We start from the raw sequence: 24,408 nt of genomic DNA on the forward strand, positions 1-24,408 counted from the left end.
GGAGGGCTGTGGTGGACGGTGCCAAACGCAGGACCATAGAATCACGAGTGGGTGGATCCGCCCCGCCCGGGGCCAGGACCACGCCGATGAGCCGGGGCGCCACGGCCCCAGCTGCTGCTGAAGGGACCTTTATGCGCTCACCGTTCAGGCGTCTGGCGGCCGTAGCCGGCCTGACGGCAGTCTTCCTCGCGCCCGCAGCGCTGGCGCTCGCGGTGCCGCCGGTCGACATTCCGCCGGGCGAGTTCGTGGTGGACCAGGCCGGTGTGCTCGGTGCCCGGACGGCCGAGGTCGAGGACGCGGTACGCGAGCTGCAGCAGTCCGAAGGCCTGAACGTCTACATCGTCTTCGTGGATGAATTCACCGAACCGGCCGACCGCAAGCAGTGGGTGCTGGAGATGGCCGAGCTCAACTCGCTGGGCTCCGTCGACAGCTTGCTGGCCGTTGCCGTCGACGGCCGCGAATACCTGTTCCAGTCGGCCGAGGGCAACCCCGTCGTCTCCCGGGACCAGAACATCGCGCAATCCATCCGGCCTGCCCTCGGCGAAGCGGACTGGGCAGGGGCCGCGCTGACCGCCGTGGCGGCGGTCGAGGACGCCGCCACCGGCGGTGACGGTTCCGTCGGATCCGGTGGCGGGGGCGGCTCGCTGGGCCCGGTGCTGCTCATTGGCGGCGTCGTGGTGGTGGGCGGCGGCGCGGCACTGCTGTATGCCCGATCCAAGCGGAACAAGAACCAGCGCCCGCAGCCTCAGCTGCAGACCGGCCCCGACGGGCGGCCGCTGGATCCGCATGACGCCATGTCCGTGGAGGACCTTCGCAAGAAGGCCGGCAGCCTGCTGGTGGCCGCCGACGACGCGATCAAATCGAGCGAGCAGGAACTGGGCTTCGCCATGGCCCAGTACGGGGACGAAGCCGTGCAGCCGTTCCGCCAGGACATCACCGCGGCCAAGTCCCACATGATGGAGTCTTTCAAACTGCAGCAGCAGCTCGATGACCATATTCCGGACACCGAAGAAGAGCAGCGCGCCTGGCTGGGCGACATCATCCGCCGCTGTGAGGCAGTCAACGATTCCCTCCAGGCACACAAAGAGGACTTCGACGCGCTGCGGGAGCTGGAAAAGACCGCACCGCAGGCGCTTGAGCAGGCTCGGGCCGCCGCCCGGGAAACCCGCGGCAGGCTGGACGACGGCACGGCCCGGCTGGAACAGCTTCGCGCCCGCTTCGCCGACAGCGCGCTGCAACAGGTCGCCGACAACATCGGCCAGGCCGGGGAACGGCTGGATTTCGTCGAGAACGCGGCCGACACCGCGCAGGACAAGCTCGACGAAGGAGACCGCAGCGCCGCCGTGATCGCCGTGCGCGCGGCCGAGGAGAGCCTGCACCAGGCCAACATCCTGTTGGAGGCCATCGCCAGGACGGCCAAGGACCTCGAGGACGCCCGGCAGAGCATGGAACGCAGCATCGCCGACGCGACCCAGGACATCGCCCAGGCCAGGGCCATCCTCGTCTCCGGGCAGCACCCCGAGCTTGCCGGCCCCTTGGCCGGGCTGGAGGCGGCCGTGTCCGCCGTCCGGCAGGAGGTCGCCGGGGGACGCATCGATCCGATCATGATGGTGCAGCGGCTGGAGGCAGCCATGGAGCCCTTGGATGCCTCGCTCTCCGGGATCCGGGATGCCCAGGACCGCAACCGGCGTGCCCGCGAGGCCCTGCAGCATGCCATCATGTCCGCGCAGGCCCAGATCTCCGGCACCTCGGATTACATCCAGGCGCGGCGCGGCGGCGTTCGCAGCGAGGCACGCACCCGGCTGGCGGAGGCGGAACGGAATCTCGACCATGCGCTGGCCATCGCCGACTCGGATCCGGAGCAGGCGCTCAACTACGCCCGCCAAGCCAATGCCCTGGCGCAGCAGGCCAGCCATATGGCCCAGGAGGATGTGGACGGTTTCGGCGGCGGCATGGGCGGCTTCGGCGGCGGCGGAATGTTCGGCGGTCGGGGCGGCGGCCTGGGCGGGGCGATCCTCGGCGGCATCCTCATCGATTCCATCCTGCACGGCGGACACGGCTCGCACGGCGGCGGCGGGATCTTCGGTGGCGGCGGAGGCGGTGACGTTTTCGGCGGCGGCGGCTTCGGCGGTTTCGGCGGTGGCGGCGGCGGCTTCGGTGGCTTCGGCGACGGCGGCGGAGCCGGCGGCGGCTTCTAGACCAGACAGACCGGGCAGTCATCCTGGCTGCTTGGAAGGCAAAGTTCGAGTAATCCCGATCGAAAGGCATCACCGTGGTAAAGCACTCAATTTTCGGCCGCATGGCACAGTTGGCCAAGGCAAACATCAACGCGCTGCTCGACCAGGCGGAGGATCCGCAGAAGATGCTGGACCAGATGGTCCGCGACTACACGAACAACATTGCCGAAGCCGAAAGCGCCGTTGCGCAGACCATCGGCAACCTGCGCATGCTGCAGGACGACTACAACGAAGACCTCGAGAACGCCCGCAGCTGGGGTGCCAAGGCCTTGGCCGCCAGCCGAAAGGCCGATGAGTACCGCACCTCGGGCCATGCCGCCGACGCCGAGAAGTTCGACAACCTCGCGAAGGTGGCAATCCAGCGCCAGATCTCCTCGGAGAACGAAGCCAAGGGCGCCGAGCCCACGATCTCCTCGCAGACCGAAATCGTGGAAAAGCTCAAGCAGGGACTCAACCAGATGAAGTCCAAGCTCAATGAGCTGCAGAACAAGCGCGACGAGCTGATCGCGCGCGCCAAGACCGCGCAGGCCCAGTCGCAGGTCCACGACGCCATCAAGAGCATCGACATTCTCGACCCGACCAGCGAAGTCGGCCGCTTCGAGGAGAAGATCCGCCGCGAGGAAGCAAAAGTACGCGGCCAGGCCGAGCTGGCCGCTTCCAGCCTGGATGCCCAGTTCGAGAGCCTGGAAGACCTCGGCGAGCAGACGGAGGTTGAGGCGCGGTTGGCAGCCCTGAAGTCCGGGACCGGCCCGGCCCCGTCGTCGCTGGAGGCCGGCAAGGAAGCTACCTCAGAGAGCTACTGAGCACCAGCCCTCCGGCCGCCCTGGCATGAATGGCTCCGTGCCGCACCTTCCGGTGTGGCCCGGAGCCTTTCCTGTCGGGCCGGGTCCTTCCTTTCCAGGGGCGGTGCGATCGCGTTAACGGCGCGGCTTCACGGCCCGGAGAAGGCTGCGGCCGGTGAAACGGGCGGGTCCGGAGGCGCTGATCCGCGCGCGGCGCAGGGCCTTGGGGTTGTAGTGCCGGGGACGGTGCTCGACTGCGTCCGACACGCCGGCGCCCCGCCCCCGCGGCGCCGAAGCCACTCCCCCGTCCTGCCCGGGCGACGGACGACGGCGGGAGCCCGCCCGGAACGCCGCCGGAGCCGGCTGTGCGGCGGTAGCCGCGGACGGAGCAGGGGTAGCGGGCGCCGCGGACGGAGCAGGGGTAGCGGGCGCCGCGGACGGAGCAGGGGTAGCGGGCGCCGCGGACGGAGCAGGGGTGGCGGCCCGGTCGTACCCGGAGTCAGGTTCCGGGGGCCCGGGACGCCGTCGGCGCAGCAGGAGCCAGCCGATCAGTGCAAGGTAGGCGGTTGGAACCGACCAGGCGGGGACAGCGTGCAGCACATCGGTAAGCAACCCGTGGGCCCCGTGCGCGGCATCGATCAGCCGGTCCTCGACCTCGTGCCCCCCGGCATTCCGGACAGCAAAGAAGGCGTAGTAGGCGGTGCCCAGCCCGGCGAGCAGCAGCACGCAGCCCTGGGCTCTTTCCAGCACCGTCCAGGCTTCGGGCCATCGCCGGCCGGCGGCGGCCCCGACCGAGGATGCGGCGGCGCACAGCAGGCCGAAACCGGCGAGCAGGCCCAGGACGTAGGCGGCCACGCCGGCGACAGGTGCTTCCGGGCCGCCCTGCGCCCCGGCCGCGGCCAGCAACTCCGGCAGCTGTGGCGCGAGCGAGGCCAGCCCGATCACCGCACCGGCAACAGCCATCGCGCTGAGCCGGGCGAACGATCTGCCTCCCGCCGCCGCTGCCTGCAACAGCCGGACCCGCCCGCCGGCCACCAGGAAGGACGCGAGCAGGACCAACAGCATCCCGGTCCCGGCCGAAATGTAGGCCAGGGCCCCGGCATGGGTCGCCGGATTACCTGCCGCCAGGAGCGCCAACGAGAACGACGTCGTGTAGCCGCCGGTCAAGACAAGAGCCGTCACGGCGGACCGGCGCACGGCGTCAGCGGCCGTGCTGTGCCAGCTGCTGCCGGCGACCATTAGGAGCCACGCCGGCAACAGGAGCAGGCTGCAGGGGTTGAACAGGGCTGCCACTCCGGCGGCCAGGGCGTAGCTGCTCACTGATTCCAGCATGGGACAACAACGATCTTTCCGAGGGAAAATCGGGGACGGGTGAAACCATACTACCGGTCGGGGTTGTGGCCTCGGGCACTAACCCGCCTGGCTCGCGGCCCCGGGCGGAGCAGGTCCGGCTTGCGGCATCGGGGCACGCAAACGCCCCGCCCGATATGACATCGGACGGGGCCCTTGCTCTTGGTTGCGGGGAGAGGATTTGAACCTCTGACCTCTGGGTTATGAGCCCAGCGAGCTACCGAACTGCTCCACCCCGCGGCGCAGTGAATACATTACCGGCCGCGGGGTAGCGAAGCAAATCGGTCAGTTGCCCTCGGTCGCCTCCGGAGAAGGCTGCTCCGTTGCCCCGTCCGCTCCGCCTTCGGGGGCGGCGCCGGAGATCGCTGCCTCGGCGTCGATGGCGTCCTGCAGCGCCGCCTGGAGCCGCTCCTGGGCTTCGCCGTAGGCGGCGAAGTCGCCCTCCGCCAGCGCGGCCTGTCCCTCCTGGATCGCGGTGCGCGCGGCCTGCAGGGCCGCCTGCAGGTCCTCCTCGGCACTGGTCTCCGGTGCGTCCGGCGTCGCCGGTGTCTCCCCGACGTTTTCTTCGTCGCCGGTGGTGGCGCCTGAATCGCCTTGGAACACCTGGTCCAATGCTTCGGACAGCGTCGGGGCGAAGCCGACTTCCTCACCGAAGCTCACCAGCACCCGGCGCAGGATCGGGTAGGAGGAAGCGCCCGAGGACTGGACGTAGACCGGCTGCACGTACAGCATGCCCCCGCCGACCGGCAGGCTGAGCAGGTTGCCGTTCTTCACCTCGGAAGCGCCCTGGCGCAGCAGGTTCAGCGCCTGCGACACTTCGGTGTCCGAGTTGAACAGGTTCTGTGCCTGGCCCGGACCGGGCACGGTGATGTCGCGCGGCAGTTCGAGCAACCGCAGCGTGCCGTAGTCCTCGGACTTCACACCGTCCTCGCCGGTGCCGGCGTCCGCGTTGGCGGAAAGGAACCCGTACAGCACGTTGCGTGCCTGCTCGCCGGGAACGGCGAACGGAATGAACGGGGTGGTGAGCGAGAAGGACGCCGCGTCCTGGTTGGGCATCTGCAGCGACAGGTAGTACGGCGGCTGCTTGACGGTCGATCCCTCGCCCAGCGTCGGATCCGTGGGAACGCTCCAGGCGTCGGAGTTCTCGTAGAAGCGGTTGACGTTGGTCACGTGGTACCTGGTGAGCAACTCCCGCTGCACCTTGAACAGGTCCTCCGGGTAGCGGACGTGCGCCATCAGGTCGGCCGACATCTCGCTGTACGGCTTGATCGTCGTCGGGAACACGTTCGTCCAGGCCTTGAGCAGCGGATCCTGGTCGTCCCAGGCGTAGAGGTCCACGGACCCGTCGTAAGCGTCCACGGTTGCCTTGACGGCGTTGCGGATGTAGTTGACCTCCTCCGCCGGCAGCGCCACCGTCGCGCCCCCGGTGGTCCCGGAGTCAATGGTGGCCGACTCCAGTTGCTGCGGAGTCGAGTACGGGAAGTGCTCGCTGGTGGTGTAGGCGTCCACGATCCACTTCACGCGGCCGTCAACGATGGCGGGGTAGGCATTGCCGTCCACCGTCAGGTACGGAGCGACTTTTTCGATACGCTGGCGCGGATCCCGGTCGTAGAGGATCTGCGATTCGGAATTGACCGCGTCCGACAGCATCAGGTCCGTCGACTGGAATTTCAGGGCGTAGACCAACCGGTTGAACCAGTTGCCGATGTTGGGACCGCCGTCGCCGTCGAACGTGTTCCGGGTATCGGTTTCGGCATTGGCACTCTGCGGCCGGTCGATCTCGATCGGGGTGCTGCCCTCGGGCGCACCGACGATCGAATAGTCCGGAGACGCTTCGCCAAAGTAGATCCTGGGCTCGTAGGTCGAGTCGTCGCCCAACACGCCCTGCGACGGGATCCCGGAGAGCATGAACGACGGTTTGCCGTCCGGCTCCACGCGGGAGCCGGCGGCCGCGACGACGCCGTAGCCGTGGGTGTAGAGCAGGTGCTCGTTGACCCAGCCGGCCGGCACGCCCGCGGTGTTCAGTTCGCGGACGGCGATGACGGTGTCCTGCACCTCGCCGTCGACCGTGTAGCGGTCCACGTTGAGGGTTTCGTCGAACTGGTAGTACTGGCGGAACTGTTCCAGCTGCGCGAACGCGTCCGACACCAGGTTCGGATCCAGCAGGCGGATATTGGCCGTGGTTTCGGCGTCCTCGCGCAGCGCGCCGGCTTCTGCCTCCACGACGGCTTCATAGTTCATGGTCTGGACGTCGTCCAGCCCGTAGGCCAGGCGGGTCAGGGCGATGTTGCGTTCGATGTACGGGGCCTCGACGTCCTGCTCATTCGGGATCACCTGGAAGCGCTGGACGATCCACGGGTAGACCCCGCCGGCGAGGATGGCGGTGACGACAAGCATGGCCGTGCCGACGATCGGCAGCCGCCAGCGGCCGATGAAGGCCGAGACGATGAAGAGGATGGCCACCAGCACGGCGGCGACGGCGAGGATGGCCTTGGTGGGAATCACGGCGTTGACGTCGGTGTACAGCGCACCGGTCCAGTTTCCGGCGTTGGACTGCACGGTGGCGTACCGGTCCAGCCAGTAGTTGACACCCTGCAGGATGAGGAACAGCGCGGCAAAGATTCCCACATGGATCTTCGCCGCGGTGGAGGCGAAGAACCCCTTGTCCTCCAGCCTGATCCCGCCGTAGAGGTAGTGGGTCAGCAGCCCGGCGATGCCGGCAATCAGCACCACGCTGATCAGGAAGCCGTTAATGAAACCGAGGAACGGCAGGGTGTTCATGTAGAAGCTGAAGTCCAGGCCGAACTGGGGATCGGTCTGGCCGAACGGCTGCTGGTTGAAGAACAGCAGGACGGTCTGCCACGCCGAGGCGGCGGCGGTGCCGGCGAAACCGGCGAGCACTACCGGGATGCCGATCATCAGCAGGCGCCGCACCGGCTCCAGCTGCTGCTGGTAACGGTTAAGGTTGTCCTGCAGCGAGCTGTCCGGCGCGTACACCGGGCGTGAACGGTATGCCAGCCGGAGGCTGAAGTAGACGGCAAGGCCCATGATCAGGAAGGCAATGAGGAAGATGGCGATCTTGGTGCCGGTTTCCTTGAGCATGACTTCCAGGTAGCCCAGCTGGTTGTACCAGAGAATGTCTGCGTAGATCTGGGAGAAGAAGACGAAGCCCACCACCAGGACGGCCACCACGATGAGGGTGGGCACCAATGCGGAACGTTTCTTGCCAGGACTGTTAAGCGGTGTTGGCCGGTCGCCGTAAGACCGGTCTTGTCCGAACGTCACTCGTTACCTCGTTGTCTGCATGCGTGGCATCACGGCGAAACCGCCGCTGCGGGGACACTCCCCCTAGATGCCACGAACGGCGGTCTCGGAGGGTTCCGTTCCCATTCTGCCTTGTCAACACCGGCCCCGGCGAACCGCGGCGCGGGAACGGTCCGGCACCGTTGCCGGAATGTGACCGCGCCGCAGCTGAAACGAATCAGCTGCAGCCGGGCAGGGCGGCCGCGTCGCCGCCGCCGCCGATCGCGGTGACTGCCTTGACGGCGTCGTCCAGCGTCGCCACCGACACGACCTGCAGGCCCTCCGGAACGTGGCCGGCGACCTGCGCGCAGTTGGCCTCCGGCGCCAGGAAGACGGTGGCGCCGGCCTCCCGCGCGCCCAGCATTTTCTGCCGGATGCCGCCGATCGGCCCGACGGTGCCTTCGGCGTCAATCGTGCCGGTCCCCGCGAAGTGTTTGCCGCCGGTCATCTCGCCTGGCGTCAGGGTGTCGATGATGCCCAGGGCGAACATCATGCCCGCGCTGGGGCCGCCCACGTTGTCCAGTTGGATCTTCACTTCGAACGGAAAGTCGAAGTCGGTGCCCAGCAGGACGCCCAACTGGTAGTCGCCGTCGCCGTTGGCCCGCGGTGCCACATCCACGGTTTCCTCGCGGCCGTCGCGCGCGATGCCCAGTTCGACCGGGGCGCCGGCACTGGCATTGAGCTCCTCGCGCAGCACCTCGATGCCGGTGACGGGCCGGCCGTTGATGGTCCGGATCGCGTCCTGCAGCTCCAAGACTCCTGCCGCCGCCGCGTCCGGGGTGAAATCGGCCACCGAGAGGGTCTGCGAGTACTCCACGTCCAACTGGGTCAGGGCCGCCGCGATCGAGGACTCCTGCGACGAGGCCATCAGCGCCGCATTCTGCTGCTGGATGTCGTCCTGCGTGACGTCCGGGGGGTAGACCAGGTCGGCCGGTGCGACGCTGCGCTGGGGATGGAGCCAGGCGGCCAGGACCTGCAGCATGTTGACGTTCGAGTTGGGCCCGCCCTCCACGTACACCGTCGTCAGGTCCAGGGCGCCGGACGTCTCGTAGGTGGGGCGGTCCGGAACCTCGATCAGCGGGGTGCCGGAAACCTCACCAATGGTGTTGATGGCAGGACCGGGCGTCTCGATGACGTAGCCCGCCGGCAGCGCCAGCCCTGCGGCGCCGGCCACCACGGCAACGACGGCGGCGGCCGCCATGACCGGTTGCCTGCGGTTTCGGGTCGGCGGCGCAGCCGGCTGCGGGCCGGGAGCGTTGCCGGCCCAGCCGTCCGTGCCGTGCTCCGTGCCGTTGTTGGTGGACTGTGTCACCTGGTGGTTCCCTCCCGCAGCTGTCCGGGCCGTGCACCCAACGCGCTGCCGCCCGGGGCGCTCGCGGCGCCTGCTCTAGCGTACGCCGTCGGCCCGGCATCGGTGGTGCTGCGCCTGCTCGGCCTTGAGCGAACTGCCGGTCCCCGGCGCGACAAGGAATCCCGGCTGCCGGTAACGTGGAACTCACGCAACACCCCGGGCACAGCCCCCGCCGCCTCCCCGGCAGCCGCTGCGGCCCGTGCCCGCTCCAACCCCTCGAGGACCGGTGGTAGTGATGACCCCCAAGCAGCCCGACGACGACCCGCAGGATCCGCTGGCGGAGATGTTCGCCAAGCTCTTCGGTGGCCAGGCCGGGGCAATGGATCCCGCGGAAATAGCCAAGTCGGCAGGACTTCCCTCCGACCCCACAGCCCTGGCGCAGATGTTCCAGCAGGTCCAGGCGATGATGAGTGCCCCCGCCGAAGGTCCGGTCAACTGGAAACTGGCCCATGAAAGCGCCCGCAAGGTGGCCGCCTCGGACAGTGACCCGTCCGTCTCTACCGCACAGGGCCGCGCCGTCGACGAAGCGCTCCGGCTGGCCGAGATGTGGCTCGATCCGGTGACGAGCATGCCCGGCACCGGGCTCATCGGCAGGGCCTGGTCCCGCGCCGAGTGGGTTGAGGCAACGCTGCCGACCTGGAAGCGGTTGACGGAGCCGGTCGCCAACAGCATCGCCTTCGCGCTGACCAGCGCGCTGACCGAGCAGGTGCCGGAGGAGATGAAGCAGATGCTCGGCGGGGCACACTCCATGCTGCAGAACCTCGGCGGCGCGATGTTCGGCATGCAGCTGGGCCAGGCCGTGGGCGCCCTGGCCAAGGACGTGGTCAGTTCCAGCGACATCGGTGTCCCGCTGGTGGAAGGCAAGATGGCCCTGCTGCCGGCCAACGTCAAGTCGTTCGGCGAGGGCCTGGACATCCCCGGGCAGGACGTGCTGCTCTTCCTGGCGATCCGGGAAGCTGCGCACACCCGCCTGTTCACCCATGTCCCGTGGCTCTCCGGCTATTTGCTGGGCGCTATCGAAAGCTATGCGCGGGGCATCCATATCGACATGGGGCGGATCGAGGAAGTGGCCCGCGACCTCGATCCCACAAACCCCGAATCCATGCAGCAGGCACTCTCGCAGGGCGTGTTCATGCCGAAGCGCACGCCGGAACAGGAAGCCGCCCTGGCCAAGCTCGAAACTGCGCTCGCGCTGGTCGAGGGCTGGGTGGACGAACTCACCGCCGGCGCCGCGGCCAACCTGCCCTCGGCACCGGCGCTGCGCGAAACGGTCCGACGGCGGCGGGCCACCGGCGGTCCGTCGGAACACGCCTTCGCTGCCCTGGTCGGACTGGAGCTGCGCCCCCGCCGGCTGCGGGATGCCGCCGCCCTGTGGTCCGCACTGAAGGAGGAACGCGGGGTCGACGGACGGGACGCGATCTGGAACCACCCCGACCTGCTGCCGACCGCGGAGGATCTGGACGATCCGGCCGGCTTCAGCGCCCGGCGGAAACTGCTGGACGCCTCCGAGGCGGAAGTCGACGAGGCGCTGCAGAAACTCTTGAGCGGTGGCTTCGAAGGGCAGCAGCCCGGCGACGGCGATGCCCGGAAGCCGGACGGCACCGCCGACCGTGGAGACTCCGGCAGCGCCGGCGGAGGTCCGGACGGCTCCGCTGGCGGTGAGGATACCGGCAGCGCCGACGGAGGCCCGGACGGTTCCGGAAGCGGAGACCGCGGCTAGCAGTCGCTCTCGCCGGCGCCGTCCACGTCGTCCCCGTCCTGCAGGCCGCGGCCCATGGCAAAGGCGGCGCCGGAGAGGAAGGCCTTGGCCCGTTCGAGCTCCGGATAGGCCTGCAGCAAGCGCCAGAAGCGTGGGCCGTGGCCGAGCTCCAGCAGGTGTGCCAACTCGTGCAGGATCACGTAGTCGACGACCCAGGCGGGCATGTCCTTGATCTTGTCCGAGATGCGGATGGTGCCCCGGGCCGGCGTTGCCGACCCCCAGCGGTCGTTCTGGTTGGAAACCCATCGGATGCTGGTCGGGACGGCGTTGCCGGCCAGGTAACGCTGCGACAGCTCCGCCGCGTGGCGGGCCAGGTCAGTGTCGCCCGCGGCGGTCCGTCCCTCCGGCCGGGAGCCGCGCGTCTCGAGCCTGGCCAGCATCCGCTGCACCCACTCCCGTTCCTGCGCCGGCGAAAAGTGGCCGGGAATGGAGATCACGGCGGCCCCGTCCCGCCACGCGGCGGAGACGGTCCGGCGCCGGCGTGCTGACCGTTTGACCACCACGGGGGCCCCGGTGGATGTGGTCAGCGCCACCCGCTCCCCCGTGTCGGCCACCAGCGGGACCGGCCGCGGAGGCGTTGCGCTGGCACGGGATTCCTGCGTCTGATCTGCTCGGGACATGCGACGAGGTTACCGGGTCAATCCGACCGTCCGCATCCGCCCAGGCCCGGTGCCCGGTTTTCTGTGGATAACCCTCCGACGCCTGCCGCCGCCGTGCCAGCATGGAGGACCGGGCCGCGCCCGGACCACGGGCAGGCGGCGAGGAGGGTTGCGGTGGCACAGTTGAGAGTCAATCCAGGCCTGCGCATGCTGGAGGGCGCCGCGGGCAGCGTCCAGTTCGGCCTGGGCGCCGGCGGACTGGTGGTCGAGGGAACCGGGGAAGCGGACCGGCACTTCCTGTCCCGGCTGTGCCGGGGCATCGAATCGGCCGACCTGGATGACGTGCGGGCAGCCTGTGGCCTGGACAGGGAGCGGGCCGCGTCGCTGTTGGCGGCACTGGCACCGGTCCTGCTGCCGGACTCCGGCGGGGAACGCCTATCGGGGTTGCGCGCCGACCGGCTCGCGCCGGATGCGCGCCGTTGGTCGGCGGTGTACTCGGCCGACGGTGAAGGACCGCTGGCCGCCCGGGGCCGCTGCATCGTTCAGCTGATCGGGCTGGGACGCACCGGTGCAGCGTTGGGCACGGCCCTGGCTGCGGCCGGCGTCGGCACGCTTCTGCTCGAGGATTCGGCGGTCGCCGCCGCCTCAGATGTCGGTTCCGGCGCCATCCGGCTCACGGACATCGGCCTGGGCCGCGGGCAGGCCGTGCGGCGGGCCGTGCACCAGGTGGATCCCACGGTAGCCTGCCACCTCTTGCCCGGCTCGACCGCGGAGCAGGGTGCCGCAGGCATCTTTCCGCGCGCGCTCAGCCTGGCCGTCTACGTCGACCGCGACGTGGCCGATCCCCGGGTCGCCGCGGCGCTCATGAGCCGGGGACACCCGCACCTAAGCGTCCTGGTGCGCGAGCAGGACACCCTGATCGGGCCGTTGGTGGTCCCCGGCCAGACAAGCTGCCTTGGCTGCGTGGAACTGCACCGCGCCGAGGCCGATCCGGGGTGGCCGGACGTCGTTGCCCGGTTGACCAGCCGGCCGGCCGAGCCGCCGGCAGACCGGGGCGCGGCCGACGAAGTGTCGCAGTCGGTGGCCGCGGCCGGCCTGGCGGCGATGCAGGCCCTGCTGTTCCTGGATGGACGGAACCAGCCCGGCAGCTTCTCCGCCGTGCTCAAACTCGACAGCGGCGACGGCACCGTGACGCGGCACGCCTACCCGCCGCACCCGGCCTGCGGTTGCGTGCTGGCCCCGGCGGCCTGAGCGCGCGCTTGCCCGGGCCGGCGCAGGTTCAGTTCGCGGCCAGGACGCGCAGCACATCCTCGCCGTAACGCTCCAGTTTGGACGGCCCCACGCCGGCCAGCCTGGACAGCTCCTGCAATGACTGGGGCCGGGCTTCGGCGATGGCCACGAGGGTGGCATCCGTGAAGATCACAAAGGCGGGCATCGAGGCTTCGCTGGCCGTCTCCTTGCGCCACTCGCGCAGCGCCTCGAACGTCGACTCCTCGTAGGTGGGGGGACAATTGTGGCACCGGCCGACCTTGCGTTCCGCCCCGCTGCCGAGCAGGGTGCCGCAGACGCGGCACGTCGCCGGCGCGGCCTGCTTGCGCCGCGCCGGCCGCTGGCCCGGCGTGCTGCGGACGGAGGAGGAAGAGGCGGGGCGCAGCCCGTCCAGGAACCGGGACGGTTTGCGGTTGGCGCGGCCTCCCGGGGTCCGGGCCAGCGACCAGGACAGAGCCAGGTGCTGGCGGGCACGGGTGATGCCCACATAGAGCAGCCGGCGTTCCTCGTCCACGGCCTCGTCGGTGTCGGCGAAGGAGATCGGCATCAGCCCCTCGCTCAATCCGACCAGGAAGACTGCGTCCCATTCCAGGCCCTTCGCCGAGTGCAGCGAGGCGAGGGTGACACCCTGCACCGTGGGAGCATGCTGGGCGGCGGCGCGTTCGTCGAGCTCCGCCACGAAGTCGGACATGGTGAAAACACCGCCGGCCGCGGAACCGCGGACCGCGTCCAGCTCGTCGGCCAGTCCCACCAGCGCGGCCAGGGATTCCCAGCGTTCGCGCACCGCACCGCCGGTCTGCGGAGCCTCCCGCGTGTAGCCCAGGTTCGCCAGCACGTCCCGGACCAGTTGCGGCACGGGTTCGGTTCCGGCGGCCCGGGACGAGGCCCTCAGCTGGAGGATCGCGTCGCGGACCTCGCGCCGCTGGAAGAACCGCTCCCCACCGCGCAACTGATAGCCGATGCCGGCATTGGCCAGCGCCTGTTCGTACGCTTGGGACTGCCCGTTGGTGCGGAACAGCACCGCTATCTGGGCAGCGCCCACGCCGTCGTCGATCAGTCCGCGGATACGGGTGGCCACCTGGGCCGCCTCGGCCTCGTCGTCGGCGCATTCCGTGAACGAGGGCTCGGGCCCGGCCGGACGCTGGGCGATGAGCTCCAGCGGGGTCGGCCAGCTGTCGTTGTCCCGCGCCGGCTGCCGGGTGCGGGCGGCCAGCAGCGAGTTGGCCAGCTGCACCACCTGCGGCGAGGAGCGGTAGTCCCGGACCAGTTTTACGACGTCGGCTCCGGGGAAGCGTTTGGTGAACTCGAGCAGATGCCGGGAGGTCGCTCCCGTGAAGGAGTAGATGGTCTGGCTGGCGTCGCCGACGACACAGAGTTCTTCACGGTCACCCAGCCAGAGGTCCAGGAGCCGCTGCTGGAGCGGCGAGACGTCCTGGTATTCGTCCACCACGAAGTGCCGGTACTGGTCCCGTACGGCGGCCGCCACCTTCGGGTCTTCCTCGAGGATCCCCACGGTGATGAGCAGGACGTCCTCGAAGTCGATGATGTTCCGGTCCGTCTTCACGTCCTCGTAGGCCTGGTACAGCCGCGCCACCGTCGTCAGGTCGTAGCCTGCCGGTGCGGCACGCCCGGCCGCACGGCGGACATAGCTCTCGGGCGTGAGCATGGAGACCTTGGCCCACTCGATCTCGGCCGCCAGGTCGCGGATGGCGGCACGGTCGGTGGTCAGCCGCAGGCGCCGGGCAGATTCGGCGATGACGCTGGCCTTGTGGTCCAGCAGGCCGGGCAACGGACCGCCGACCGCCTGCGGCCAGAAAAACTGCAGCTGGCGCAGCGCCGCGGCGTGGAACGTTCGCGCCTGCACCCCGCCAACACCGAGGTCGCGCAGCCGCGTCCGCATCTCGGCGGCCGCGCGCGCGGTGAACGTCACCGCCAGCACCCGCTGCGGCGTATACACCCCGGTGTGCACCCCGTAGGCGATCCGATGCGTGATCGCCCGGGTCTTGCCGGTGCCCGCTCCGGCGAGGACGCACAGCGGTCCGGCCAGGTTGGTGGCCACCTGCCGCTGCTCGTCATCCAGTCCGGCCAGGATCCGGTCTTCGAGGCTGCTGTCCGGGAGGGGCCCGGCTGCCGCTGCGCTCATCGTCCGGCCTGCGGCAGTTCGCCGCCGTACCAGTGCTCGATCAGCGCCCGCGCAATTGAAATGCCGCTGGCCACCTGGACCTCGTCGGCCTTCAGTGCCGCGGCCAGTTCCTCCCGGCTGAACCACCGTGTGTCCAGGATCTCCACGCCGTCGGGCACCGACGCCGCGTCCGTCGCGACGGCCGTGAACCCAATCATCAGCGATGCCGGGAACGGCCACGGCTGGGACCCAAGGTAGCGCGGCGAGTGCACGACGACGCCGGACTCCTCCTCGATTTCCCGCACCACCGCAGCCTCGAGCGACTCCCCCGGCTCGACGAAGCCGGCCAGGGTCGAATACCGGCTGGCCGGCCATGCGCTGTTGCGGCCGAGCAGCAGGCGGTCGTCCTCGTCGATGACCGAAACGATGACGGCGGGATCGGTGCGCGGGAAATGCTGGCTTCCGTCGGCGGGACAGCGGCGCACCCAGCCGCCCTGCTCGATCTCCGTGCGGTGGCCGCAACGCGGGCAGTGGGTGTGGGTCAGGTGCCAGTTGGAAATCGCCGCGGCCTCCACAAACAGCCCGGCGTCCTGCGCAGAGAGCTCCCCCGCCACGTCCCGCAGGCCCAGCCACTCGCCGTCGTACCCGGCAGCTTCTGCGCGGTCCGCCAACACCGAGAGCACAATGTCGGTCCCGACGGGTACATCCGCACCCTCCACGGCCCGGCCGAGGTAGACGGACAGGTCGGATGCGGTCCGTTCCCTGCTCGGAAGCAACACGATCCTTCCGCCGCGGATCAGCGTCTTGCCGTCCGCGATCAGCATCACATGCGTGGTGTCGCTGCCCCAGATGCCGTCCACCAGGCCGGGGTGGCTGCGCCGCTCGCACCCGCGGTCCATGGTGGTGCGCGCCAGCATCAGCTGGCCCAGCGGCGGGAACCCTGCAGCGGCGGTGCTAAGACTCATGCTCTCTACCGTACTCACCCCGGCGCCCGGACCGTTATTCGCGCCGCCGGCGCTGTGGACTGCGCACCGGCGGTGCCCCGCCGGTGCGGCCTGCCTCACCCTTCCGGCGACTCGCCGCGGCCGTGGCCGGGCTGCCGGTACCGGTTGCACGTACGGTGGACTACGTGAGAAAGACACCTCTGGAGCTGGCGGCCATAGCCACCGCGGCCGTTCCCGGGTTGACGCCCACGGGCGTTGCCGGGCTGCCGGATGATGCGGCGGATTTCCAGTCCGCGGTACTCACCGATGCGTCCGGCAAGCGGTGGCGCGTGCGTTCTCCAAAGCACGCCGAGGCGAGCATGCGGCTCGAAACGGAACTGCTGGTGCTCCGGGCCTTCTCGCCCGCGATCCGCGCGGAGTTGCCTTTCCAGGTGCCCACGGTCGCCGGGACCGTCCAGCAGTCCGAGCTGCGCACCTTCGTTTACAACCACGTGCCCGGGAGCATGCTGGCGCTGGAAGCTCTGGTCGCCGCCGGCGCCGCCGTCCCGGTATCGATCGGACGGGCGACAGCCGGCATCCACGACCTGCCCCAGCGCATGGTCGACGCCGCGGATCTGCCCAGCTACACGGCCGACCAGTTCCGCCAGCGCAAGCTCAACGAACTCGACCAGGCTGCCACCACCGGCAAGATACCGCCGGCCCTGCTGCGCCGGTGGGAGCACGCCCTGGAGGACGTGGCCCTTTGGAAGTTCAATCCGTGCGTGGTGCACGGCGACCTGCACGAAGACAACCTCCTGGTCCAAGACGGCAGCGTCAGCTCGGTGACCGGTTGGACCGACCTGCGCATTGGCGATCCCGCCGATGACTTCGCGTGGCTGGTGGCCGTGCACGAACAGTCGTTCGCCGACGTCGTGCTGGAGTCCTACCGCAAGTACCGCAAGGACCCGGTCGATCCCCACCTGATGCGCCGGGCAGCGCTGTCCGCCGAATTCGCGCTGGCCCAATGGCTGGTCCGCGGACTGGCCGCGGGCGACCAGACCATGGTTGACGAGGCGGTCGACATGCTGAACGAGCTCGAGGCCGACGTGGCCGTACACGGCGGCCAGCCCATCAGTGTCACCGCTCCCCCGCCGCCTGCCGTTCCGCCCACGGTTGCCGCTGTCCCTGCGGCTCCGGCCCGGGAACCGGCCGCCGGTTCCGAGGGCCGGAACCGTGCCGCTGAGCCGGCTGCTGCCGACCGGCCGACAGGGGACGATCCGGCGGACGGCGAGCAGGACGGCGCCGGCAGGGCGGCTTCGGCGGGCGGGAACGGTTCGGCCGGGCAGGAGCACCGGCACGACGGACCCGCCCGCGTCCAGCTCGCCGGCCGATCCGGGAGTTCCAAGGTCACGCTGCTCCCGGTTGAGGGGCCTGACGTCGATCCAGCTTCTCCGGCACCGCCCGCGGCGGAACAGGACGCCGCGGAGCCTGCGCCGCCGGAGAACGGCGGCGCCGACGGCGCAGCGGCCGCCGGCAAGGAGGCCCGGCCGGTTAAGGAAGCCGAGCCTGCGTCCGCGGACACCACGGCACTTCCGATCATCAACCAGCGGCGCTGACACTGCTGCGCGGCGCCGCTGACCGCTGACCGCAGCTGTGCGGGGCGCTGACCGCTGCCGCGCGGCGGCCCTACGCGTAGGCCCGCAGCACCGCCGCCTCCAGCTCCGCCTCGCCGGCCAGGCCGTGCGGGCGCACCAGTTTGTCCTGCCCGACGTAGTAAAAGGCGGCCTTGACGCGGTCCAATTCGATGCCGTGCAGGCGTGCCCACGCCAGCCGATAGACGGCCAGCTGCACCGACTTCACCGACAATTGCCGGCCCGTCGGCGCGGTTCCGGTCTTCCAGTCGATCAGGTCCCAGCTGCCGTCGGCGTCGCGGAACACGGCGTCGATGCGCCCGCGCACCACGACGCCCCCGACGCGGGTCTCGACGGGCACTTCGATGGCTGCCGGGACCCGGTTGGCCCATTCCGATGCCTTGAAGTTCTCGACCAGTCCGGCCAGCTCATAGGCCTCGTCGACGAAGGCGTCGGCCGCGTCCGGGTAGGCCTCGAGATCGAACATCCCTGTGGTGCCGAAGTATTCCTCGATCCAGCTGTGGAAGGCGGTACCCTTTCGGGCGGCCATGCCGGGCTTCCGGGGCACCGGGCGCCGCAGGCGCCGCGTGACTTCGTCCGGGTCGTCGGCCAGGTCCACCAGCAGCGACGCGGAGATGTGCGCCGGCAGCTCCACCTCGCCGGCGGTCGGTGCGGCATTGTGGCGTTCCAACAGCAGCCTGGCCTCATGGGCCCAGGTCGAGTCCGCGGCCGGCTGCCGGTGCTGTGCCAGCGACTCCAGCACGGCCTGCGCGGCCTGTTCCATGGCCGCCCGGCGGCCCGGACGCTGCCGCTGCGGGACACCGCTGCGGTAGACCCGCGGCCCTTCCAACGGGTCGAAGGGCCACATGGCTGTTTCCACTTCGGCCCGAAACGGATTCTCCGGCCCGAGTTCCTCGTCCCCTACCCATTGCCGCACTTGCACTGCCGTGGGTTCGTCCTGTGACATTGCGTGCAGTTCGGCCAGGAAGGCCGACACGGCCGTGGGCTTGACCTTGCTGCCGGTCCAGCCGGCGGAGCTGCAGACCAGCAGGTGCTTGGCCCGGGTGTAGGCGACGTAGGCCAGCCGGCGCTCTTCGTCTTCACCGTGTGCCTGGACTTCCGACTTGTAGTCCGCTTCCGCGTTCAGCCAGGACAACTGGTCCGGCTGGTCGGTATCCCACTGGGGAAGGTCGGACCGGTCTCCGCGCAGCGGCCAGGGCAGGGCGGCGTGGCCGCTGCTCCACCGGTTGTCCGAGGAGGAGGGGAAGGCGCCGTCGTTGAGTCCGGGGACGAAGACTGCGTCCCATTCGAGCCCCTTGGAAGCGTGCACGGTCAGCAGCTGCACGGCATCGTGCCGCACGTCCACCTGCGCCATGTCCAGGCCTCCCTCTTCGGCGGCAGCCGCTTCCAGCCACGCCAAAAAGGCCAGCAGGTCCACGCGCTGCGACGTCTGCATGAAAGCTGCCGCCGCGTCGTGGAAAGCATCAAGGTTGCGCCGCGCCTGGTGGATGCTCTGCCCGGGTTTGGAGGCAACCTCGATGTCCAGCAGCATGGTGCGTTCCACCTCGCCCAGCAACAGCGTCAGGTCGTCGCCGACGAAGCTGCGCAGGTAGCGGACCTCTTCCGCGAGGCGCCCCAGACGCTCCAGCGCGACGGGTGTCAGCGACCGCCCGTGGCGCGAGGTCCAGCCCGGCTTGGGCAGCCGGTCCAGCGCCTCGACCAGGGACGCGGCCTCGGCCAGGTCCTGTTCGACGACGGCCTCCCCCGCGGCCTCGTCCCGGTCCAGCTCGCCGGCCTCGCCTGCCGTTGCCGCGCGGCGCCGGCTTTCCAGGAACCGGGACCAATCGGCTAGGGCCATCAGGTCCGCCGGTCCGATCCGCCAGCGTGCCCCCGCCAGCAGCCGCATCAGCGCGTCGGACCGTCCCGGATCAGCCAGGACGCGCAGGGTCGCCACGAGGTCCACGATCTCCGGCTGCGCCAGCAACCCGGCCAGCCCGATGATTTCGTAGGGAATGCCCCGCTCTTCGAGTACCTTGGCGATGCCCGGGATCTGTGCCCGCCGCCGGCACAGCACGGCGGTGCTGACGGGTTCGGCACGGCCGGTTTCAGGGTCCCGGGCGAAAACCGTCTTCCGTGCCCGTTCGATCGCGTCGGCGAGGGCGAGGGTCTCCTCCGCCTCGGTGGCGTAGCGCCCCAGTGCCACTGTTCCCTCCGTGGCACCCGGCCGTGGGCGCAGCGGCGGAACGCTGATCCGGCCGGGGCGCGGACGGTTCGGGTCTTCCCGGTTTAGCGGTGCCGAGATCCGGTTGGCCATCCGCAGGATGTTGATGCTGTTGCGCCAGGCCACCGTGAGGAAACCGGCCGGAGCCGGGGCCCGCCGGCCGTCGTCGCCCACCAGGGGAAAGTGCTCCTGGAAAGCGAAGAGCTGGCCGGCGGAGGCACCGCGGAAGCCGTAGATGGACTGGTTCGGGTCGCCCACTGCGGTGACGGCATGCCCGTCGCCGAACAGTTCGGAGAACAGCACCATTTGGGCGTGGGAGGTGTCCTGGAATTCGTCCAGCAACACGACTTTGTAGCGGCTGCGTTCCAGCTGGCGGGCCTGCGGCACTTCGCGGGCGATGCGGGCCGCGAGGGAGACCAGGTCACCGAAATCCAGCACCCCCCGTTCCCGCTTGGCCCGGTTGTAGCCGGCCGCCAGGTTGGCCACGGTGATCCGGGTCCGCAGCCGGTCCAGCAATTTCCGCACCTCCGCCTTGGCCTGCTTGGTGCTGCCGTCGATGTAGGGAAGGGCGGCGATCCGCTCCACCTCCTCCGCGAGGTAGCCGGCAGCCTGGTCCGGGGTGACCAGATGCTCCGAGCATTCCCCGGCGAACTGCATCACGGCGTTGACCAGGGTCGATTTGCTGGCCACCAGGTGCTCGATGGGGCCGTCGTACGCCTCCACGCAGTGGCTGGCCAGCTGCCAGGACTGCGCGGTGCCCAGCAGCACCACGTCGCGTTCAATTCCCAGGCGCAGCCCGTAGTCGCTGACCAAACCATTGGCGTACGAGTGGTACGTCGAGACCTTCGGTTCCACCAGTCCGGCAGCATCGTCGGCCTCCTGCGGCAGCAGGCCCTTGCGGTCCAGCTTGGCCAGCTGCGCGCGGATCCGGGTGGCCAGCTCGCCTGCCGCCTTGCGCGTGAAAGTGACGCCGAGGATTTCATCGGGGCGGACGAACCCATTGGCCACGAGCCAGACCACGCGGTCGGCCATCGTCGCCGTCTTGCCGGAGCCCGCGCCGGCGATGACCAGCATCGGCTGCAGCGGGGAGCTGATGATGGCCGACTGTTCGGCTGTCGGCAGATGCTGGCCCAGCAGTCCGGCAAGCTCTTCCGGGCTGTAGGTTGTGGTGACCGTTCCTATGCTCATTCGGTGACCTGCCTTCCTTCTGCGCACAGGGGACAAATTTCCGGTGCACGGCAGCCGTGACCGCCGTTGCCGGACCGCTGCGGATCGTGCCGGGCCTCGAATTCGGAAGCGGCCATGAGCGCCGCGGCCTCGTGGATCATCGCTGTGGCCCAGTCTTCGCCGTCGGCCAGGCTCTCCTGCTGCTGGACTTTGACCGATTTCAGGTCCTGTCCCAGTTGGACCAGGGAAGCGCCGCCCGGGGCTGACGCATGTTCGGGGAATCCTCCGGCCTGGACCGCCGCCTGGTAGCTGCCCAGCTGCGGGTGCCGCTCCAGTTCTGCCTTGGTCGGGGCAGCGCGTCCCGTTTTCAGGTCCACGATGTGGAGCCGCCCGTCGGCGTCCAGTTCCAACCGGTCCACTTGTCCACGCAGCCTGGCCACGCGTTCCGGGCCCGGCAGGTCAACCGAGAAGTCCTGTTCCACGCCGACCAGGCTCCGGCCCTCCGCACGCATCTGGATCACATACTGGGCCAGTCTCCGGACCATTCCTTCGGCACGGTTGAAGTCAAGCCGTCCCTCCCAGTTCTCCTTCATCCCCAACTGCGGCCAGCGTCGGACCAGTTCGGCCACGTATTCCGTTCCCGTGCCCGCGGGGATGTCTTGCGCAATTCCGTGGACCAGGGTGCCCAGGCTGCGGGCGAAGTCGGTGGCCGCTTCGCCCCCTGCCGCTTGGATGAACCAGTCGAGCGGGGATTTCTGGACGGCTTCCACCTTTGAGGGGGAAACCGGGACGGGTTCCCCCTCCGGAACGACCGGTGCCGTGCTGCTCAGCGGCAGCAGTCCCCACCAGTCGCGCGGGTGAGCGCCGGGCACCGGCACCGGGCTGGCCGCCAGCATGGCGAGCACGGCGGCCGCATCCGCCGCCTCTTCCGGACGGGTCGAGGCTTGCTGGGCGGCCTGCCGGAGTTCTGCTGCCAAGGCACGCACGGTTCGCGGGCGGAGGACTTCGGTCGCCGGACGGGGGGTTTCCGGATCCAGCCAGGGCTCAACCAGATCGAGGAACTGGGACGGCTGGGCGTCTTCGGACTGCACCGCCGTGCAGATCAGCCGGCGTTCGGCGCGCGAAATGGCCGTGGAGAAACTGCGCAATTCGTCGTACCGGATTTCCCGCAGCCGGGTCACCGCGTCGATCCGCCGGGCCTCCTCGACGCCGCGCTCCAAAACCTCCACGAACTCCGTGCTGCCCAGCAGTTCGCCACGCAGCCTGGTGTTCGGCCACACCCCCTCCTGGACGCCCGCCACGATGACCAGCGGCCAGCCCCGGCCCGCCGCCGAGGCGGGCGTGAGCAGTTCCACGGCTTCCCGCACCTGGGCGCGCGGCGCGAGGTTGTCCATCGGCAGTTCCTGGTTCAACAGGTATTCCAGGAACTGCCGCGGGCTCGAGCCGGGGAGTTGGTCCACATACCGCTCGGCGGTCTGGAACAGCGCCATCATGGCGTCGAGGTCTCGGTCGGCCCGCACGCCGACCGGGCCGCCTTGCAGTGCCTGTGCCGCCCAGCGATCGGAGAGCCCGGTGGCGGACCACAGTGCCCACAGCACCGTCTCGGCGTTGGCCCCCGGCTCGGCCGCCGCGTCCCGACCGGCCTTGAGCATCCGCGCGATCCTCCTGGCGGATCCGCCTTCCCTTCCGAGCGTGCCGAGGAACACGGGGTCGCCGACCGCTTCCACGAGCAGGGAATCGCTGGACCGGCCCCCGCCGCCGAGCAGCTCTTCGCGCCTCAGTGCCTGGCGCAGGCGGCGCAGGTCGATCGCCGTCGCGCCGCCGATCCTGGAGGTCAGGAGGGCGACGGCAGCGTCGGGGGTGAGTAGTTCCGGCTCCAGGGCCACGGCCAACGCGTCCAGCAGCGGCCGGACCGCGGCCTCGTCGCGCACCGCGCTTTCGGCAACCGGGACCTTGACCGCGATGTCCTGGCCGGTGAGGTAGCGGGCGAGGGCCGAGAGCTGGCCGCCGGTGCGGACGATCACGGCCATCTCGCTGAGCCGGTAGCCCTCGAACAGCCTGGCTTCCAGAATCCGCTGCGCCACATAGCGGTGCTCGTGGACCGGCGACGCGACCACGTGCGAACTGGCGGCGGGCGCGTCGTTCCGGTCCGCGCCGCCGTGGGCGGGCGCGGTTCCGCTCCCGGTTTCTGCTTCCGCACCGGGATGGACGAGGTCGCGGGCGCGGTGCGCCCCGGCGACCTGCGAGATCCGGGCGGCAGCTGACTGCCAGGCGGTTGCGACTCCGGGCGCCATCCGGTGCGAAGTGGTGAGGACCAGCGTGTGCAGCGGCCTGTCCGGTGTGCCAACCAGCCCGGGCAACTTGCCGAGGACATCCGGACGGGCGCCGCGGAACCCTTGGACGACGGTGTCCGGCGAGGCCGCGAAGACGGCATCCTGTCCCTCCGCAAGCAAGGCCAGGAGCTCGAAGACCGCGGGGTTGGCTTCCTGGAGGTCGTCCGCCAGGATCAGCCGGAGGCGGCTGCGCTCCCGCTCCAGCAGGCCGGGATGCTCCAGCAGCAGCTGGCGTGCCGAAGTGATGATTCCGGCCGGGTCGAAGGCCTCGGGCATCCGGAGGTCGATCACGTCACGGTACTCGCGATACAGCCGGGCCGCCGCCATCCAGTCCGCCCGGCCATACTCTGCGCCCAACTGTTCCAGTTGCCCTGCGGTGCTGCCGTACTCGGTCAGCCGGTCGAAGAGCTGGCGGACCTCCTGCCGGAAGCCGCGGGTCGCCAGAGCCTGCTGCAGGTCTTCCGGCCAGCCGGCCCCCGGGCCGTAGCCGGCACGATGGCCGGCCAGCAGTTCGGCGATGATCTGGTCCTGCTCGGGCCCGGACAGCAGCCGGGGCGCGCGCTCCACCAGCGGCAGCAGTCCTTCCACCCGTGCCCGTCGGATCAGGTCGAAGGCATAGGCCGACCAGGTCCTGGTCGGGGTGGTGCCCAGGCTGCGGTTGAGGCGCCCGGTCAGCGCGTCGCGCAGGCGCGCGGCCGCCAGCCGGTTCGGGGCCAGGAACAGCAGGTTCTCCGGGTCAAGTCCGGTTTCCTCCACCCGGCGCACCGCGAGTTCCACCAGAGCGGTCGATTTTCCCGTACCCGGGCCGCCGAGGACCAGCACCGGACCGCAGCCGGCGGGCAGGCCGATGACCTGTGCCTGGTCCGGACTCGGAAGCGGGGCACCGGCGGATCCGGTTTCGGGCCGGACCAGTTGCAGCCCGGCCGACGGCTTGGTCTCGATCATGGCCCCATCCCATCAGCCGGTTCGGACACTTTGCGCCGGAGCTCCTCGATCGCTGCGTATTCTTCAGGCCCGGGCACCCAACGGGCTTCCGCCATGCGCACCCTGGCCGGCCACGCCGCCGGCTCCGCCAGGGGTGTGCCTTCCCGGCGGTAGTGCGCCACAGCCTGTTCCATCAGCTCACCGGGCAGGGAACCGTTGGCACGAATAACGCGCCACCACGGAACCGCCGAGCCGTGCAGGGACAGGATCCTGCCGACCAGCCGGGCGCCTCCGGCGTCGAGCAGCTCGGCGACATCGCCATAGGACAGCACCCGGCCCGGCGGAATGATCGCGGCAAGATCGAGGACCGCCTCTACTATCGCCTCGCGCATTACACCAGTGTAATTTAGCGGCCCCGAGGCCTGCACCGGCGGGCG

At 69.9% G+C, this 24,408-nt stretch carries 14 protein-coding genes and 1 tRNA gene; 5 read left to right on the forward strand and 10 right to left on the reverse strand.

All coding sequences use genetic code 11. From position 1 onward, the window contains the following. Positions 1–131 precede the first annotated feature (131 nt). Both AC5RVV_RS04815 and AC5RVV_RS04820 read left to right on the forward strand, forming a co-directional pair. Complete coding sequence (locus AC5RVV_RS04815) at positions 132–2,198, forward strand: TPM domain-containing protein (protein WP_494000246.1); 2,067 nt, start codon at positions 132–134, stop codon at positions 2,196–2,198. A 74-nt stretch (positions 2,199–2,272) separates the two neighbouring features. Next, the gene (locus tag AC5RVV_RS04820) at positions 2,273–3,040 is read left to right on the forward strand and encodes a PspA/IM30 family protein (RefSeq protein WP_494000247.1); all 768 of its coding nucleotides are present in this window, start codon (positions 2,273–2,275) and stop codon (positions 3,038–3,040) included. Between the two features lie 114 nt (positions 3,041–3,154). Here the strand turns inward: AC5RVV_RS04820 and AC5RVV_RS04825 are convergent, their stop codons facing one another. The 4 genes from AC5RVV_RS04825 to AC5RVV_RS04840 form a co-directional block, all read right to left on the reverse strand. Beyond that, positions 3,155–4,351, reverse strand: coding sequence for a hypothetical protein (locus AC5RVV_RS04825; RefSeq protein WP_494000248.1), 1,197 nt, complete (start codon positions 4,349–4,351; stop codon positions 3,155–3,157). A gap of 181 nt (positions 4,352–4,532) precedes the next feature. Next, a tRNA-Met gene (locus tag AC5RVV_RS04830) sits at positions 4,533–4,609 on the reverse strand. 45 nt (positions 4,610–4,654) lie between these two features. Continuing rightward, positions 4,655–7,579: a UPF0182 family membrane protein gene (locus AC5RVV_RS04835; protein ID WP_494000249.1), complete on the reverse strand. Its 2,925-nt coding sequence runs from the start codon at positions 7,577–7,579 to the stop codon at positions 4,655–4,657. A gap of 271 nt (positions 7,580–7,850) precedes the next feature. Further along, positions 7,851–8,984, reverse strand: a complete 1,134-nt coding sequence (locus tag AC5RVV_RS04840; RefSeq protein ID WP_494000250.1) for a YlbL family protein — start codon at positions 8,982–8,984, stop codon at positions 7,851–7,853. Positions 8,985–9,258: 274 nt separating this feature from the next. Here AC5RVV_RS04840 and AC5RVV_RS04845 point away from each other — a divergent pair, with 274 nt between their 5' ends. Continuing rightward, positions 9,259–10,743, forward strand: a complete 1,485-nt coding sequence (locus AC5RVV_RS04845; protein WP_494000251.1) for a zinc-dependent metalloprotease — start codon at positions 9,259–9,261, stop codon at positions 10,741–10,743. Here the strand turns inward: AC5RVV_RS04845 and AC5RVV_RS04850 are convergent. Beyond that, positions 10,740–11,402, reverse strand: coding sequence for a YgjP-like metallopeptidase domain-containing protein (locus AC5RVV_RS04850; RefSeq protein ID WP_494000252.1), 663 nt, complete (start codon positions 11,400–11,402; stop codon positions 10,740–10,742). The two genes, AC5RVV_RS04845 and AC5RVV_RS04850, sit on opposite strands and share 4 nt — an antisense overlap. A 153-nt stretch (positions 11,403–11,555) precedes the next feature. On the opposite strand from AC5RVV_RS04850, the gene AC5RVV_RS04855 reads away from it, so the two are divergent. After that, positions 11,556–12,632: a TOMM precursor leader peptide-binding protein gene (locus AC5RVV_RS04855; RefSeq protein ID WP_494000253.1), complete on the forward strand. Its 1,077-nt coding sequence runs from the start codon at positions 11,556–11,558 to the stop codon at positions 12,630–12,632. 28 nt (positions 12,633–12,660) lie between these two features. Here the strand turns inward: AC5RVV_RS04855 and AC5RVV_RS04860 are convergent, their stop codons facing one another. Together AC5RVV_RS04860 and nudC are read right to left on the reverse strand one after the other, a co-directional pair. Beyond that, entirely contained in the window at positions 12,661–14,793 is a 2,133-nt protein-coding gene (locus tag AC5RVV_RS04860) for an ATP-dependent DNA helicase UvrD2 (RefSeq protein WP_494000254.1), read from the reverse strand. Beyond that, positions 14,790–15,737 (reverse strand): NAD(+) diphosphatase, encoded by a 948-nt coding sequence (gene nudC, locus AC5RVV_RS04865; protein WP_494000255.1) that lies wholly within the window; start codon positions 15,735–15,737, stop codon positions 14,790–14,792. The genes AC5RVV_RS04860 and nudC overlap by 4 nt, the downstream gene beginning before the upstream one ends. Positions 15,738–15,901: 164 nt before the next feature. On the opposite strand from nudC, the gene AC5RVV_RS04870 reads away from it, so the two are divergent. Beyond that, on the forward strand, positions 15,902–17,311 hold the full coding sequence (locus AC5RVV_RS04870) for a macrolide 2'-phosphotransferase (RefSeq protein WP_494000256.1): 1,410 nt from the start codon (positions 15,902–15,904) through the stop codon (positions 17,309–17,311). A 70-nt stretch (positions 17,312–17,381) separates the two neighbouring features. Here AC5RVV_RS04870 and AC5RVV_RS04875 read toward each other — a convergent pair whose 3' ends face one another. The 3 genes from AC5RVV_RS04875 to AC5RVV_RS04885 are packed head-to-tail and all read right to left on the reverse strand — an operon-like array spanning position 17,382 to position 24,363. Next, on the reverse strand, positions 17,382–20,735 hold the full coding sequence (locus AC5RVV_RS04875) for an ATP-dependent helicase (protein ID WP_494000257.1): 3,354 nt from the start codon (positions 20,733–20,735) through the stop codon (positions 17,382–17,384). After that, positions 20,732–23,992, reverse strand: a complete 3,261-nt coding sequence (locus AC5RVV_RS04880) for an ATP-dependent helicase (RefSeq protein ID WP_494000258.1) — start codon at positions 23,990–23,992, stop codon at positions 20,732–20,734. Before AC5RVV_RS04880 ends, AC5RVV_RS04875 begins: the two co-directional genes overlap by 4 nt. Then, positions 23,989–24,363, reverse strand: coding sequence for an MGMT family protein (locus AC5RVV_RS04885; protein ID WP_494000259.1), 375 nt, complete (start codon positions 24,361–24,363; stop codon positions 23,989–23,991). Before AC5RVV_RS04885 ends, AC5RVV_RS04880 begins: the two co-directional genes overlap by 4 nt. Between the last annotated feature and the right edge of the window lie 45 nt (positions 24,364–24,408).

The organism is Arthrobacter sp. MDT2-34-1, from assembly GCF_059091365.1.

Bases quoted from the DNA above. Each gene is read 5' to 3' on its own strand.
- AC5RVV_RS04845 (WP_494000251.1), top strand. From the start codon at position 9,259: ATGACCCCCAAGCAGCCCGACGACGACCCGCAGGATCCGCTGGCGGAG.
- AC5RVV_RS04825 (WP_494000248.1), bottom strand. From the start codon at position 4,351: ATGCTGGAATCAGTGAGCAGCTACGCCCTGGCCGCCGGAGTGGCAGCC.
- AC5RVV_RS04815 (WP_494000246.1), top strand. From the start codon at position 132: ATGCGCTCACCGTTCAGGCGTCTGGCGGCCGTAGCCGGCCTGACGGCA.
- AC5RVV_RS04860 (WP_494000254.1), bottom strand. From the start codon at position 14,793: ATGAGCGCAGCGGCAGCCGGGCCCCTCCCGGACAGCAGCCTCGAAGAC.
- AC5RVV_RS04875 (WP_494000257.1), bottom strand. From the start codon at position 20,735: ATGAGCATAGGAACGGTCACCACAACCTACAGCCCGGAAGAGCTTGCC.
- AC5RVV_RS04880 (WP_494000258.1), bottom strand. From the start codon at position 23,992: ATGATCGAGACCAAGCCGTCGGCCGGGCTGCAACTGGTCCGGCCCGAA.
- AC5RVV_RS04850 (WP_494000252.1), bottom strand. From the start codon at position 11,402: ATGTCCCGAGCAGATCAGACGCAGGAATCCCGTGCCAGCGCAACGCCT.
- AC5RVV_RS04885 (WP_494000259.1), bottom strand. From the start codon at position 24,363: ATGCGCGAGGCGATAGTAGAGGCGGTCCTCGATCTTGCCGCGATCATT.
- nudC (WP_494000255.1), bottom strand. From the start codon at position 15,737: ATGAGTCTTAGCACCGCCGCTGCAGGGTTCCCGCCGCTGGGCCAGCTG.